The sequence below is a fragment of the Mycobacterium sp. NPDC051804 genome (genome assembly GCF_044452905.1).
Lineage (GTDB): Bacteria > Actinomycetota > Actinomycetes > Mycobacteriales > Mycobacteriaceae > Mycobacterium.
In genome coordinates this window covers 479,541-493,500 of the sequence record NZ_JBITCD010000007.1, presented here as the reverse complement: position 1 = coordinate 493,500, position 13,960 = coordinate 479,541, and the positions used below count along the sequence as shown (strand labels likewise).

Here is a 13,960-nt window from a genome sequence, read left to right as displayed (position 1 = left end):
GGCGTGCCTGGTAACGCTCAGCGAGACCGAGCACGCCGAAATCGCCATGCATAGAGGAGAACACGTGTCTGGGGGTATGAGCTTCGAGCTGACCGAAGATCAGCAGATCATCCAGAAGTCCGTCGCGGAGTTGTGCAGCAGGTTCGACGACGAGTACTGGATGAAAAAGGACTTGGCGCACGAATTCCCGCAGGAGTTCTACGACGCGATCGCCTCCGGCGGATGGCTGGGCATGACCATCCCCGAGGAGTACGGCGGACACGGGCTGGGCATCACCGAGGCGACCCTGCTGCTGGAGGAGGTGGCACGGTCCGGCGCAGCGATGAACGGCGCCAGCGCGATCCATCTCACGATCTTCGGGATGCAGCCCGTCGTCAAACACGGCTCCGACGAACTCAAGGCCGCGACTCTACCCCGCATCGTCAACGGCGATCTGCACGTTTGCTTTGGTGTCACCGAACCCGGTGCGGGACTGGACACCTCGCGCATCACCACGTTCGCGAAACGCGAGGGTGACAAGTACCGCATCAATGGCCGCAAGGTGTGGATCTCCAAGGCGCAGGAGTCGGAAAAGATCCTGCTCCTCACCCGCACCACGCCGTTCGACGAGGTCACCAAGAAGACCGACGGTATGACGCTCTTCCTGACCGATCTCGACCGCGACCACGTCGACGTCCGGCCGATCAAGAAGATGGGCCGAAATGCCGTGAGCTCCAACGAGGTCTTCATCGACGACCTCATCGTTTCGGAGAAAGACCGGGTCGGTGAGGAGGGCAAGGGATTCAAGTACATCCTCGACGGTCTGAATCCCGAACGTATGCTGATCGCCGCCGAGGCGCTGGGTATCGGCCGGGTGGCGTTGGAGAAGGCCGTGAAGTACGGCAATGAGCGCATTGTCTTCGAGCGACCGATCGGGATGAACCAGGGACTGCAGTTCCCGCTCGCCGATTCGTTGGCTCGCCTGGACGCCGCGGAGTTGGTGCTACGCAAGGCGTCGTGGCTGTATGACAACGGCAAGCCGTGCGGGCGTGAGGCGAACACCGCCAAATATCTTTGTGCCGACGCCGGTTTCGGTGCCGCCGACCGCGCCCTGCAGCTGCACGGCGGCATGGGCTACTCCGAGGAGTACCACGTGTCGCGGTATTTCCGTGAGTCGCGTCTGATGAAGATCGCCCCAGTGAGCCAGGAGATGATCCTGAACTTCCTCGGCGAGCACGTACTCGGAATGCCAAGGAGTTACTGATGTCGAACTATTTCGATCTGACCGGCCGTGCGGCACTGGTCACCGGTGCCGGCGCGGGCGGCGGCATCGGGGCGGCGGTTGCGGCGGCACTGGCGGACGCGGGTGCGGCGGTCCTCGTGACCGATATCAACGCGGACGCGGCGTCGGCTGTGGCGGAACGCATCCGCGCGAACGGCGGGAAGGCCGACTCGTGCGCTCTTGACGTGAGTGATCGCGGCGCCGCAGATGCGGCCGCCGCGCAGGCCGCCGGCCTCGGCGGGGGAGCGCTGCACATCCTGGTGAACAATGCCGGCGTCACCTCGCCCGCGATGTTCCCCAAGCTGACGGACGAAACCTTCCGGCTCACGTTCGACATTCACGTCATGGGCACGTTCCACTGCACCCAGGCCGCGCTGCCGCACATCCCGACCGACGGTACGGGCCGCGTCATCAACGTGACGTCGGCTGCGGGCCTCACCGGAACCCTCGGCCAGGTCAACTACTCCGCGGCCAAGGCCGGTCTCATCGGTTTCACGAAATCGCTTGCCCGCGAGCTGGCCCCGAAGAACATCATGGTGAACGCCCTGGCGCCGTTGGCCGCGACTCCCATGACGGAGACCATCCGCACCAATGAGAAGTTCGCGGCCAACATGATGAACCGCATTCCGCTCAAGCGTTGGGCCGAGCCGTCCGAGATCGCGGGCGCCTTCGTGTTCATGGCGTCCGATGCGGCGTCTTACATCACGGGACAGGTGCTGCCGGTCGACGGCGGCATGGTTATGTAGCCACATGAATGCGCCGTTGGCGGGCGTCACCGTCGTCGCGATGGAGCAGGCGGTCGCCGCCCCGATGTGTACCCGCGTGCTCGCCGACTTCGGTGCGCGCGTGATCAAAGTGGAGAACCCCAATGGGGGTGACTTTGCCCGCGCCTACGACGACGTCGTCAACGGTCCGGGCGGTCTGGCCGCGCACTTCGTGTGGTGCAACCGTGGCAAGGAATCGGTCACCCTGAACACGAAATCGTCGGAAGGGCTGGATCTGCTGCACCGGCTGCTCGACGGCGCCGACGCGTTCGTCTCCAACCTCGCGCCGGGATCCACCGCGCGGATGGGTATCTCGGCCGCCGACCTGGCGCAGCGTCACCCTAACGTCATCCCCGTCGAGATCGACGGCTATGGACCGGGCGGACCCATCTCGCACAAGCGCGCGTATGACCTTCTGGTGCAAGCGGAATCGGGTTCGTGTGCCATCACCGGCTATCCCGGCATGCCCGCCAAACCGGGGCCTGCGATGGCGGACTTCACGACGGGACTTTATGCCGCCATTTCGGTTTTGGCGCTGTTGTTCGCGCGCGCGAAGCACCCGGAAGGGGCAGTGGCCCCGTCGGTCGAACTCAGCCTGTTCGACGTCATGACCGACGTCATGGGCTATGCGCTGACCTACACCCAACATTCGGGCATTGACCAGGAGCCCCTCGGCGTCGGGTCGCCTGCGGTGGCGCCCTACGGCGCGTTTCCGACCCGCGACGGTCAGACCGTGGTGCTCGGCACGACCAACGACCGCGAATGGCAACGCGTCGCACGCGAGATCATCGACCGGCCCGACCTCGCGGACGATCCGCGCTTCGCCACCAATCCTGGGCGCTGCGAGCACCGGGCCATCCTCGACGAGGCCATCGGATCATGGTGTGGCCAGCATGATCTCGCCGACATCCAGAAGACCGCCGACGCTGCGGGCATCGGCAATTCTCGCTACAACCTGCCGAGCGAAGTCGTCGTGCATCCCCAACTGACCGCCAGGGACCGGTGGCGCACGGTGGGCACCTCGGCGGGCGACATCCAGGCCCTGCGGCCGCCGCCGGTGATCAGTGGATTCGACCAGCCGATGGGTGCGGTGCCGGGTCTGGGCGAACACACAGACAGTGTGCTTGGTGAATTGGGTTTGACCGCAGCCGAACTCAGCCGGCTTCGGGCCGACGGCGTGATCGGACCCGCGTACTCATGACCTCCGAACAGGTTCTGCTGACCACCGATCACGATGGCGTCCGGACACTCACACTGAACAGGCCCGACCGCAAGAACGCCCTCAACCCGCAACTGTGGGAGGAGTTGGCCGACGCGCTGCGCGCTGCCGCACTAGACACCGAGTTGCGAGCACTGGTGATCACCGGTGCGGGCGGGGCTTTCTGCTCGGGTGCGGACATCGGAACCCCGGAGGACGTCCATCCCCGGCACAAACTGCGCCGGCTCTCCGAGGTGGCGTTGGCCCTGCACGAACTCACCGTCCCGACTGTCGCGAAGGTGAACGGCGTCGCCGTCGGCGCGGGCTGGAACCTCGCCCTCGGGTGCGACTTCGTGGTGGCGACGCCCGAGTCGCGGTTCTGCCAGATCTTCTCCAAGCGAGGCTTGTCGATCGACCTCGGCGGTTCGTGGCTGCTGCCCAAGCTCGTGGGTCTACAGCAGGCCAAGCGGCTGGTACTGCTCGCCGACATGATCGACGCCGAAGAAGCGCGGTCGCTCGGTTTGGTCACCTGGATCAAAGCGGCCGACGAGATCGACGCGTTCGTCGACGACCTCACCGGCCGCCTCGCCGCGGGCCCGCCCGTCGCGCTGGCGCAGAGCAAGTCCCTGCTCAACGACGGCGCCACCGCGACGCTGCGCGAAGCGTTGGCCAACGAGGCCCGCGCGCAGCCCGGCAACTTCGCCACAGCAGACTCAACAGAGGCATACGCGGCGTTCGCGCAGAAGCGCGAGGCGGCGTTCACTGGTCGATGGGCCGTACCGCCCAGATCGGAGTAACAAGATGCGTGAAACCGTGATCGTCGAGGCGGTGCGCACGCCCGTCGGCAAGCGCAACGGCGGACTGGCGGACATGCACGCCGCGGACCTGTCCGCGATCGTGCTCAACGCGCTCGTGGAGCGGGCCGGTATCGACCCCGAGATCGTCGACGACGTGGTGTGGGGCTGCGTATCGCAGGTTGGCGACCAGTCGAGCAACATCGGCAGATACTCGGTGCTGGCTGCGGGCTGGCCGGAGCACATACCCGGTACCACGGTGAACCGTGCCTGTGGGTCGAGCCAGCAGGCGCTGGACTTCGCGGTGCAGGCCGTCATGTCGGGCCAGCAGGACGTCGTCGTGGCCGGCGGCGTCGAGGTGATGAGCCGGGTGCCGCTCGGATCGGCTCGGGCATCCGGCATGCCGTACGGCCCGAAAGTGCTTGAGCGCTATGGGGATTTCTCATTCAACCAGGGCATCTCGGCGGAGTTGATCTCGCAGAAATGGGGCTTCGACCGGACCAGGCTCGACGAGTACTCGGTGCGTTCCCACGAGCTGGCCGCCGCCGCGCAGGACAACGGCGCGTTCGAAACGCAGATCATGCCGGTGTTCACCGACGGCGAGCCCGTCGTCGCCGATGAAGGAGTGCGGCGGGGGAGCACTGTCGAGAAGCTCGCCGGGCTCAAGCCCGCCTTCAAGGAGGACGGCGTCATCCACGCGGGGAACTCGTCGCAGATCTCGGACGGCGCCGCCGCGCTGCTCATCATGACGGCGGAGAACGCCGTGGCGATGGGGCTGCGACCGATCGCGCGGTACCGCGCAGGCGCGGTGACCGGAGCGGATCCCGTGCTGATGTTGACCGGTCCGATCCCCGCGACTGAGAAGGTGTTGCACAAGGCGGGCATCGGCATCGACGAGGTCGGCGTATTCGAGGTGAACGAGGCCTTCGCACCGGTGCCCTTGGCCTGGCTGGCGGAGACCGGTGTCGACGAGTCGAAGCTCAACCCGCTCGGCGGCGCCATCGCGCTGGGCCACCCGCTGGGCGCATCCGGCGCGGTGTTGATGACCCGCATGGTCAATCACATGCGCGACAACGGTATTCGCTTCGGCCTGCAGACCATGTGCGAGGGCGGCGGTACAGCCAACGCCACCCTTGTGGAACTCATCGCCTAGGGAGGACGCCGCGTGCGTAGGGACATTTTCACCGAAGACCACGAAGCCTTCCGCGAGCTCGCCCGCGATTTCGTCGAGAAGGAGGTGGTTCCGCACTATCCCGAGTGGGAGAAGGGCGGACGCATGCCGCGCGAGGTGTTCAAGCAGATGGGGGCCTTGGGTCTGCTGGGGACCGCCATCCCCGAGGAGTACGGCGGCGGCGGTCAGCCGGACTACCGCTACTTCGTCGTCATGCAGGAAGAAGCGGCGCGGGCGCTCGTCACCCTGTCGACGGTGCGCACCCAGCTCGAGGTGATCCTGCCGTACTTCCTGCACTACGCGAACGAAGAGCAGCGTAAGCGATGGTTCCCCGGCCTGGCGGCAGGTGAACTGCTGACGGCCGTCGCAATGACGGAGCCGGGCACCGGATCGGATCTCGCAGGCATGCGCACCACCGCGGTTCGCGATGGGGACGACTGGATCATCAACGGCGCCAAGACATTCATCACCGGCGGCATGCAGGCCGACCTGGTGATCGTGGTGGCCCGCACCGCGACCGATCCGGACAACCGCCGCAAGGGACTGACGCTGTTCGTCGTCGAGGATGGTATGCCCGGATTCACCCGCGGCCGCGAGCTGGAAAAGATGGGCTGCAAGGTGCAGGACACCGCCGAGCTGTCCTTCGTCGACGTACGCGTGCCCGCCGCCAACATGCTCGGCGAGGAGGATGAGGCTTTCGGCTACCTCGGTCACAACCTTCCGCAAGAGCGGCTCACCGTCGCAGTGGGGTCGGTGTCGCAGGCGCGGTCGGCCATCGCCGCGGCGATCGACTACACGAAGAGCCGCAAGGCTTTCGGCACGCCGGTCGCGTCATTCCAGAACACCAAGTTCGAGTTGGCCGCGTGTTCGACGGAGGTCGAGGCCGCCCAGGCCATGCTCGATCGGGCCATCATGCTCCATGTCGAGGGCGAGCTCGCTCCTGCCGACGCGGCGCGGGTGAAGCTGTTCTGCACCGAGATGCAGCAGCGGGTGATCGATCGCTGCCTGCAGCTGTTCGGCGGATACGGCTACATGATGGAGTATCCGATCGCCAGGCTGTACACCGATGCGCGCGTGGCGCGGATCTATGCAGGCACCAGCGAGGTCATGAAGGTGATGATCGCCAAGTCGCTCGGTTTGTAGCGATTTCGGTGTTGTGAGTCGCGCTAGACGCGACCCGCGACACCGAATTCGCCTACTTCAGCATGCTGCCGGCGTCGACGGTGACGGGAAGGCCCGTGATGTAACGGGATTCGTCGGAAGCCAAGAACAGCACGGCGTTGCTGACGTCGATCGATTCCACCCACCCGACGGGCAGCACGTGCATGAACTGCGCGGCGACGGCGAGGTCATCGGGCCCCGGGTTCTCGAGGTCGGGGCGGAACAGCTTCATCGTGCCCTCGTTCATGAACAGCGGCGTATTCACGTTGGTGGGGCACACGGCATTGACCCGGATCGAGTGCTGCCCCAGCTCGACGGCGAACGTCCGCATCAGTCCGATCACACCGTGCTTGGCGGCGATGTAGTGGCCGGTGTGGGGGTATGGCTTGAGACCGCCGACCGAGCTGGTGAGGATGATCGAGCCGCCTCGGTTTCCTGACAGCAGGTGCGGTACAGCGGTTTTGACGGTCTTCCAGACGCCCGACAGGTTGACGTCGATCATGTCGCGCCAGTCGTCCTCGCTGGTTTTGTCCAGAGTCGCGCCGCCGTTGCCGATGCCAGCGTTGGCGACGACGATGTCCAGCCGTCCCAGCTGTTCGACGCCGCCGTCGACGACGGTCTTCAGCGCGTCGTAGTCCCGCACGTCGACCTCGGCGGTGACGATGCGCCGATTCAGGTTCTTGACCAGATCGGCGGTCTCGGCGAGGTCGTCGGGAGTCGCTGCTGGGATATCGGTTTGGCTGCTGATGCGCTTGCAAACGTCGACGGCGATGATGTCGGCGCCCTCCTCGGCGAGGCGTACCGCATGACTGCGGCCCTGACCGCGCGCCGCGCCACTCACGAATGCAACCTTGCCCTCGACTCGCCCGCCCATGTCGTCACCTCGGTTCTGTTTGTCGATCGACCAAATTTGATCGATCGATCAGGAGCGTGACATCGATCTGTCCAACTGTCAACCAACGATGCCGAAAGGAGAGTGGGGCGCAAGCGCGCAGCGGCGCGGCGACGGATCAGCCGCGCGCCGGAGGTGGTGCCGAAGCAGGTCGCGAATTGGTCAGCAGAGCCAGCTGACGATCCACGAACTCCCGCATCTGGTTGTGACCGAGGGTGACGTCGACCGCGCTTTCGTTGCACAGGCTGCGGGCGATCTGGGCAATGAGCATCGCGATCACGACCGGCGGGTACTCGTCGAGGTCGACGCCCCTTGAGCGTAGGGCGACCGTGACCGCAGCCGTCTCGATATCGCGCACCCGCTCGGCGTAGGCCTTCAGTTCGCTCCGAATCACCTTGCGGTGATTGGCAAGTGCCATGAACTCGGTGTTGAGGCTGGTCATTCTCAGGTCACCGTTGATCAGCCAGAGCGTGCGCAGAGGGTCGTCGTCGGTGAGCGACGCGCGCATGTTTTCGAGTGAACTCTCGGCACCTGCGCGTAGCACTTCGACGAACAGATCGTCCATCGTCGGGAAGTAGTAATAGACCAACGCCTGCTTGACGCCGGCCTCTGCTGCCACCCGTCGCGACGTCGCCGCGGCGTAGCCCTCGTCGTGCATGATCTTCGCGGTCGCCTCGATCAGACGCTCCCGTGTACCGGTGTCGGCTGACTTGCTCCCACCCGAGGGCGTTCGTCTAGCGGCCGCTCGATTGCTTGACCGCCCGTCGGCCCGCGTGGTAGGCATGGCGCATCCTAACAGTTTGATCGAGCGATCAAATACATCCGGAGATTCGATGACCGAAAGAACGGCTTGATGACCGAGCTCGCATCAGTGGACTACTTCTCCGACCCGGCGATCAGCCAGGATCCCTACGATTATTGGGATCAGCTCCGAGACCTGGGGCCGGTGACGAGGGAGCCGAACCATGGCGTCGTGGCTGTCACCGGTTACGACGAAGTGCTCGCGGCGTTCAGGGATCACGATGCGTTCTCGGCGGTGAACGCGATCGGCGGCCCGTTCCCGCCGTTGCCATTTGTGCCCGAGGGTGACGACATCACTGAGCAGATCGAGGCGAACCGTCATCTGTTTCCCATTTCGGAACACATGGTGGTGATGGATCCGCCCGCCCACGGGCGGGCACGGTCACTGTTGACCAAGCTGCTGACGCCCCGGCGCCTCAAGGAGAACGAGGACTACATGTGGCAGCTGGTCGACAGCCAACTCGACCAGTTCATGCCCAATGGGCGATGTGAGTTCCTCTCGGAATACGCGAAACCGTTTGCCACATCGGCGATCATCGATCTGCTCGGGGTGCCGGAGAGTGACCGGCCGGAGTTCTTGGCCGCGTTGGGCGCCGAACGGCAGGAAGGCAACCGTGTCGGAGCTCTGGACGGTGAACCGGTCGGGCTGGATCCGCTGAAGTACCTCGACGACAAGTTCGCCGGGTATCTCGAGGCGCGCCGCCGCGAGCCGCGCGCGGACGTGTTGTCGGGCATGGCGACCGCGCTCTACCCCGACGGTTCGACCCCGGAGCTCATCGAGGTCGTCAAGCCGGCGACGTTCCTGTTCGCCGCGGGGCAGGAGACCGTCACCAAACTGCTCAGCTCCGCAGTGCAGACGCTCGGCGAGCGGCCGGAGTATCAGCAGACACTGCGCGACAACCCGGCGCGTGTTCCCGCGTTCATCGAGGAAGCCCTGCGGATGAACTCGCCGACGAAGGTGGACTTCCGGCTGGTCCGCACGACCACGACGCTCGGCGGTATGGAATTGAAGGCAGGCACGATCGTGATGTTGTGCCTCGGCGCGGCCAATCGGGACCCGAACAAGTTCGAGAATCCGCACGAATTCCGGCCGGACCGGAAGAACGTGCGCGAGCACATCGCGTTCGGCCGCGGGATCCATAGTTGTGCCGGTGCGCCGCTGGCCCGTGTCGAGGGTCAAATCACGGTTCGCCGGATGCTCGAGCGCATGCGTGACATCACGATCAGCGAGGACGCGCACGGACCCGCCGGCTCTCGGCGCTACGCCTACGACCCGACGTTCCTGCTGCGCGGGCTGACCGAGCTGCACATCGAGTTCGTGCCGACGGCATAGCCGAGCTGCCGGGAGAGCCGTGACCTGGCACTTCATCGGAATCTAGATCAATTTTTGGTGAGACCCTTGTCACAGCCGCCAAACCTACCTACTGTGTGTTCACTAGGTTGGTTCAACGAAGGAGCCCCGTGACAGCCCCACGGCCCTATGCGAGCCTCCTCGCCAAAGGCGAGGATCGCAGGCAGCGGATACTTGCTGTGGCTGAGCGGCTGCTGGCGCGCAACGGCTGGCGAAACACCTCGCTGGCGCAGATCGCCAAGGACGCCGGGGTCACCCCCGCGGGGCTCTTGCACCATTTCGAATCGAAGGAGCAATTGCTCAACGCCGTTCTCGACGCGCGTGACGCCGACGATGAGATTCACGCGGATTACCGTTCCGGCGATCTCGTCACCGAACTCAGTCGCGTGCCCGAGCGATTCGACCGCGCGCCAGAGCTGGTCGGGACGTTCACGGTCTTGCTGGTCGAGAACATCGCACCCGACGCTCCGCTGCACGACCGGCTGCATCACCGCTACCGCGAAGCGGTGAACATCATCATCGACCTCATCAAGCGAGGCCAGAGCGACGGTCGGTACCGCCCGGATTTCGACCCAATGAACAAAGCCGTCGAGATACTCGCGTTTATCAATGGAATGGAGACGCTATGGCTACTCGATCCCTCAATCCCGCTGGCCGGGGTGTTCAAGGGGTACGCGGAGTCGCTCGGTCGCGACTTGTCGCCGAGGAGCTCGATGTGAGGTACCGGCTCGACGTCGTCGCCCCGACCGCCCTCGACGCGGTGCGCTGCGCCGGCGGCTGGATCTACGACCGCGTGATGGCCGGGTGGGACGTCACCGTTCTCGTCGGCAGCCAGGACGATCTACGGCCGTTGCACATCCTCGGCGCGCAGACTCTCGATCTGCAGGCAGTGCTCGAGGAGTGGGAAGACCGGCCCCACCCGCAGACTGTCGCCGTTGCCGCCGATCTCTTCGATCGCGATCCCCGTGTGCTCCAGCATGTGCGCAACGCACTCGAGCAGGGTGCCACCGAGGTGACGTTGTGGGGCGAGAGCCTGCCCGCCGAGCTGGACGACAGCGTCGACTCTGCACAGCACCACTTGAGTGCTGCGGCAAGGGCTTTCAAGTCCCGCGCCCTCGCGGCAGCCAATGATCCGGGTGCCGACGCCGTCGCTCCGAGTGAGACGTTCCGCTGCGGAATGATGGCCTCCGTCGCCGCGGACCTGGTCCCCGCCAGCTAGCGATTTGTGTGCGTTCGGGAGCGGTGAGCGCTCCTAAACGCACACAAATCGCACAAATCAGGTGAGGTCGATCAGGATCTTTCCGATCGCGCGGCCGTCGGCGACGTGCTCAAGTGCCCGAACCGTCTGGGATAGCGGATAGACCGCCCCCACGTGCGGGCGTACCGCGCCACTGACCAGAAGTGCGCATAGCTCGTCCTCGTTGCGCGTGAACTCGTCGGGGGGCACGTCCTGGAACTGGAAGCCCAGGACGTGAATACCCTTCACCAGCACCAGATTCAGCGGGATGCGGGGAATGTCGCCGGAGGCGAAGCCCACGGTGACGAACCGGCCGCCGCGCCGCAGTGAGCGCAGCGCCGGCTCAGACAAATCACCACCGACCGGATCGACCACCGCGTTGGCGCCGCCGGGCAGAACCGCGCGCAGCGCATCTCGCAACGGCCCCGAACGATGGTTGATCAGATGTCGCGCCCCGTACGAGGCTGCGGCGTCGAGCTTTTCGTCCGACGACGCGACCGCGGTGACCGAGGCGCCGAGTTGCACGGCGAGCTGAACTGCCGCCAGTCCCACGCCACCGCCCGCGCCGAGCACCACCACCTCGTCACCGGATTGCACACGCGCCACCGAGCGCAGCGTGTGATAGGCGGTGCGGTAGGCCACGCCGAACGCTGCGGCCGTCTGATCGTCGACATCGTCGGGGATGCGGGCGAGCCCGGCCGGGTCGACGGCGACCTCCTCGGCGAATGCCCCGAACATCCCGGTGCCGGTGACCCGGTCACCGGCCGCGAAATCGTCGACGTCAGAGCCGGTTTCGATGACGACGCCCGAGAACTCGCTGCCTGGGATGAACGGGACCGGCACGGTGACCTGGTATTGGCCGGCGATCAACAGCACGTCGGGAAAGTTGACCGCGGCAGCCGCGACGCGAACGCGAACCTGTCCCGCTCCGACGGTGGGAGACGGCTGGTCGTCGATGCGCACCACGTCCGGCGGTCCGTACTGCGGGCAGACCGCGGCCCTCACTGGTAGTCGCTGGATTCCGCGAGGTCGGCCGCCGAACGCATCAACGAGGTGATCACCGGTCCGTAAGCGAGCAGTTTCTCGTTGTCGCCTGCGCGCTGGAAACCCTGTTCCAGAACGATCGCGAGCTTCCACTTGGCCAGCACCAGGTAGTAGTCGAGGTCGTCGACCTGACGCCCGGACACCTTCGCGTAGTGCTCGATCACAGCGGTGCGAGAAGGCATTCCGCGCATGTCGACGTAACTCATCGCCGACGGTTCGTCGGTGTCCTCGGGCCAGCTCTGAACCATCCAACCGAGGTCGAGCTTCGGATCTCCGACCGTGCCCATCTCCCAGTCGACGATCGCGGCCATCTGCGCCGGGGCGCCGTGCCGGTACATCACGTTGGCGAACTGGTAGTCGCCGTGCATGAGGCCGGGGATGAAGTCCAGCGGGCGGTGGGTGCGCAGCCATTGGGTCGCGGCGTCGAGGCCGTCGATCTCGCGGCCTTTGATCCGTTCGAAGAACGCGGTCCACCGGTCGACCTGGCGCTCGTGGAACCCGTCCGGACGGCCAAGATCTTGCAGCCCCTTCGCCTTCCAGTCGACCTTCGACAACAGCGCGATACCCTCGGCCAGCTGGTACGACAAAGCCGGACGTGCATCCATGTCGCTGTTGAACGGTTCCGGCCACTTACCGTGCTGGTCCATCGGCGACCAGCCGTCGACGAACCCCATCAGGTAGAAGGGCCTGCCGAGCACCGAGGCATCGGGACAAACGCCGACCGCCGCGGTGTGCGGTACCTCGGTGCCGTCGAGCGCCTCGATGATCCGCCACTCCCGCAGAATGCCCTTGTCCCGGTCGGGTGGGGCGCCCGCGGGAGGCATGCGCAGGACGCATACGTGCTCGCCGCGGGTGACCTTATAGATGACGTTCTGCGTACCGCCGGAGAGGAAGTCGGCTTGCAAGGGCTCGCCCTTGCCGGGCAGCTCCGCTCCGTCCATCCAGTCGGTGAGCCGCGCGGTGTCGATCTTCTCCTCGGTCACAGATTCCCCACCTCATTCTCGAGGAAGTCGGCGTACTTCGCCCGTGCCGCTTCGCGTTTGCGCGGTTCCCATTCGGTGGGCCAGGTGTCCTCGGTCGGCTTGTAGTTGCGCAGCACCTGCTTGGCCACCGTCGTCTTGTGCACCTCGGTGGGACCGTCGGCGAGCCCCATCACGGCGGCTCCGGTGACCATCGCGAGGAACGGCATCTCGTTCGTCACACCGAGTGCGCCGTGGACCTGCATTGCCCGCCAGGCGATGTCGTGCAGCACCGTCGGCATCGCGACCTTCACCGCGGCGATGTCCTTGCGTACCTTCTTGTAGTCGTTGTACTTGTCGATCTCCCATGCCGTGTAGAGCACCATCAACCGGAACTGCAACAGCTGCGCGTACGAGTCGGCGATGTAGCCCTGAACGAACTGTTTGTCCGAAAGTCGGCTGCCCTGCGTTTCGCGGCTCAGCGCGCGTTCGCACATCATGTCCAGCGCCCGCTGCGACATGCCGATGGTCCGCATCGCGTGGTGGATGCGTCCGCCACCGAGCCGGGTCTGCGCGATGACGAACGCCTGCCCCTCACCGCCCAGCAGTGCCTCGGCGGGCACCCGGACGTTGTCGTAGTGGATCAACGCGTGCGAGCCCTGGCCTTCGGGTTCGCCGTATAAACCGAGATTGCGGACGATGTTCACTCCGGGCGTGTCCGTCGGCACCAGGAACATCGACATACCTTGATACGCACTGACATCGGGATTCGTCACCACCATCACGATGAGGAAGGACGCCGTGCTGGCATTGGAGGAGAAGAACTTGTGACCGTTGATCACCCAGTCGTCGCCGTCGCGCACCGCCGACGTCGTGAACAGAGTGGGATCGGCGCCGGCGTGCGGTTCGGTCATCGAGTAGCAGGAGAACAGTTCACCGTTCAGCAGCGGCATCAGGTACTGCTGCTTCTGCTCGTCGGTGCCGTAGTGGGCGATGATCTCGGCATTGCCGGTGTCGGGTGCCTGACAGCCGAAAACGATCGGCGCCCACTGCGAGCGGCCGAGGATCTCGTTGAGCAGCGCGAGTTTCAGTTGCCCGTAACCCTGTCCGCCGAGCTCGGGTCCGAGGTGCGTGGCCCACAGGCCGCGCCGCCGGACCTCTTCTTTCAAGGGGTCGATCGCATCCCGCCGTTTTCCTTCCAGCGGGGTGAACTGGAGGTGCGGAAACGCGAGGTCGAGCGGTTCGATCTCCTCGCGGACGAACTCGTCGGCCCAGTCCAGCACCTTCTGGTACTCGGGGTCGGTCTCGAAATCCCACGCCATTGCGG

The 13,960-nt window shown here is 65.4% G+C and carries 14 protein-coding genes; 9 read left to right on the top strand and 5 right to left on the bottom strand.

All coding sequences use genetic code 11. The features are described 5' to 3' along the window. Window positions 1-76: 76 nt before the first annotated feature. Genes ACIA48_RS28305 through ACIA48_RS28280 form a run of 6 tightly spaced genes read left to right on the top strand, consistent with a single transcriptional unit; the run spans window position 77 to window position 6,331 of the window. Window positions 77-1,243 carry an acyl-CoA dehydrogenase family protein gene (locus tag ACIA48_RS28305; RefSeq protein ID WP_396739526.1) on the top strand — a complete coding sequence of 389 codons (1,167 nt, stop codon included), beginning with the start codon at window positions 77-79 and terminating at the stop codon, window positions 1,241-1,243. Next, complete coding sequence (locus tag ACIA48_RS28300) at window positions 1,243-2,007, top strand: SDR family NAD(P)-dependent oxidoreductase (protein ID WP_396739305.1); 765 nt, start codon at window positions 1,243-1,245, stop codon at window positions 2,005-2,007. The genes ACIA48_RS28305 and ACIA48_RS28300 overlap by 1 nt, the downstream gene beginning before the upstream one ends. Window positions 2,008-2,011: 4 nt before the next feature. Further along, a complete protein-coding gene (locus ACIA48_RS28295; protein WP_396739303.1) occupies window positions 2,012-3,226 on the top strand; it encodes a CaiB/BaiF CoA transferase family protein in 1,215 nt (404 codons plus the stop codon). Beyond that, window positions 3,223-4,020 (top strand): enoyl-CoA hydratase/isomerase family protein, encoded by a 798-nt coding sequence (locus ACIA48_RS28290; RefSeq protein ID WP_396739301.1) that lies wholly within the window; start codon window positions 3,223-3,225, stop codon window positions 4,018-4,020. The genes ACIA48_RS28295 and ACIA48_RS28290 overlap by 4 nt, the downstream gene beginning before the upstream one ends. A 4-nt stretch (window positions 4,021-4,024) precedes the next feature. Next, a complete protein-coding gene (locus ACIA48_RS28285; RefSeq protein WP_396739299.1) occupies window positions 4,025-5,170 on the top strand; it encodes a thiolase family protein in 1,146 nt (381 codons plus the stop codon). Between the two features lie 12 nt (window positions 5,171-5,182). Continuing rightward, window positions 5,183-6,331 carry an acyl-CoA dehydrogenase family protein gene (locus ACIA48_RS28280; protein WP_396739297.1) on the top strand — a complete coding sequence of 383 codons (1,149 nt, stop codon included), beginning with the start codon at window positions 5,183-5,185 and terminating at the stop codon, window positions 6,329-6,331. Between the two features lie 52 nt (window positions 6,332-6,383). Here ACIA48_RS28280 and ACIA48_RS28275 read toward each other — a convergent pair whose 3' ends face one another. After that, a complete protein-coding gene (locus ACIA48_RS28275; protein WP_396739295.1) occupies window positions 6,384-7,223 on the bottom strand; it encodes a mycofactocin-coupled SDR family oxidoreductase in 840 nt (279 codons plus the stop codon). A 136-nt stretch (window positions 7,224-7,359) separates the two neighbouring features. Beyond that, window positions 7,360-8,025, bottom strand: coding sequence for a TetR/AcrR family transcriptional regulator (locus ACIA48_RS28270; RefSeq protein WP_396739293.1), 666 nt, complete (start codon window positions 8,023-8,025; stop codon window positions 7,360-7,362). A gap of 69 nt (window positions 8,026-8,094) precedes the next feature. Between ACIA48_RS28270 and ACIA48_RS28265 the strand changes: the two genes are divergently transcribed. From ACIA48_RS28265 to ACIA48_RS28255, 3 genes are all read left to right on the top strand, one after another. Next, complete coding sequence (locus tag ACIA48_RS28265; RefSeq protein ID WP_396739291.1) at window positions 8,095-9,375, top strand: cytochrome P450; 1,281 nt, start codon at window positions 8,095-8,097, stop codon at window positions 9,373-9,375. A gap of 128 nt (window positions 9,376-9,503) precedes the next feature. Continuing rightward, entirely contained in the window at window positions 9,504-10,112 is a 609-nt protein-coding gene (locus ACIA48_RS28260; RefSeq protein WP_396739289.1) for a TetR/AcrR family transcriptional regulator, read from the top strand. Beyond that, window positions 10,109-10,612 (top strand): hypothetical protein, encoded by a 504-nt coding sequence (locus tag ACIA48_RS28255; protein WP_396739287.1) that lies wholly within the window; start codon window positions 10,109-10,111, stop codon window positions 10,610-10,612. Before ACIA48_RS28260 ends, ACIA48_RS28255 begins: the two co-directional genes overlap by 4 nt. Window positions 10,613-10,669: 57 nt before the next feature. On the opposite strand, the gene ACIA48_RS28250 is transcribed toward ACIA48_RS28255, so the two are convergent. Genes ACIA48_RS28250 through ACIA48_RS28240 form a run of 3 tightly spaced genes read right to left on the bottom strand, consistent with a single transcriptional unit; the run spans window position 10,670 to window position 13,955 of the window. Further along, on the bottom strand, window positions 10,670-11,635 hold the full coding sequence (locus ACIA48_RS28250) for an NADPH:quinone oxidoreductase family protein (protein ID WP_396739286.1): 966 nt from the start codon (window positions 11,633-11,635) through the stop codon (window positions 10,670-10,672). After that, window positions 11,632-12,615, bottom strand: coding sequence for a phosphotransferase family protein (locus ACIA48_RS28245; protein WP_396739524.1), 984 nt, complete (start codon window positions 12,613-12,615; stop codon window positions 11,632-11,634). Before ACIA48_RS28245 ends, ACIA48_RS28250 begins: the two co-directional genes overlap by 4 nt. 38 nt (window positions 12,616-12,653) lie before the next feature. Then, window positions 12,654-13,955: an acyl-CoA dehydrogenase family protein gene (locus tag ACIA48_RS28240; RefSeq protein WP_396739284.1), complete on the bottom strand. Its 1,302-nt coding sequence runs from the start codon at window positions 13,953-13,955 to the stop codon at window positions 12,654-12,656. Window positions 13,956-13,960: the final 5 nt, after the last annotated feature.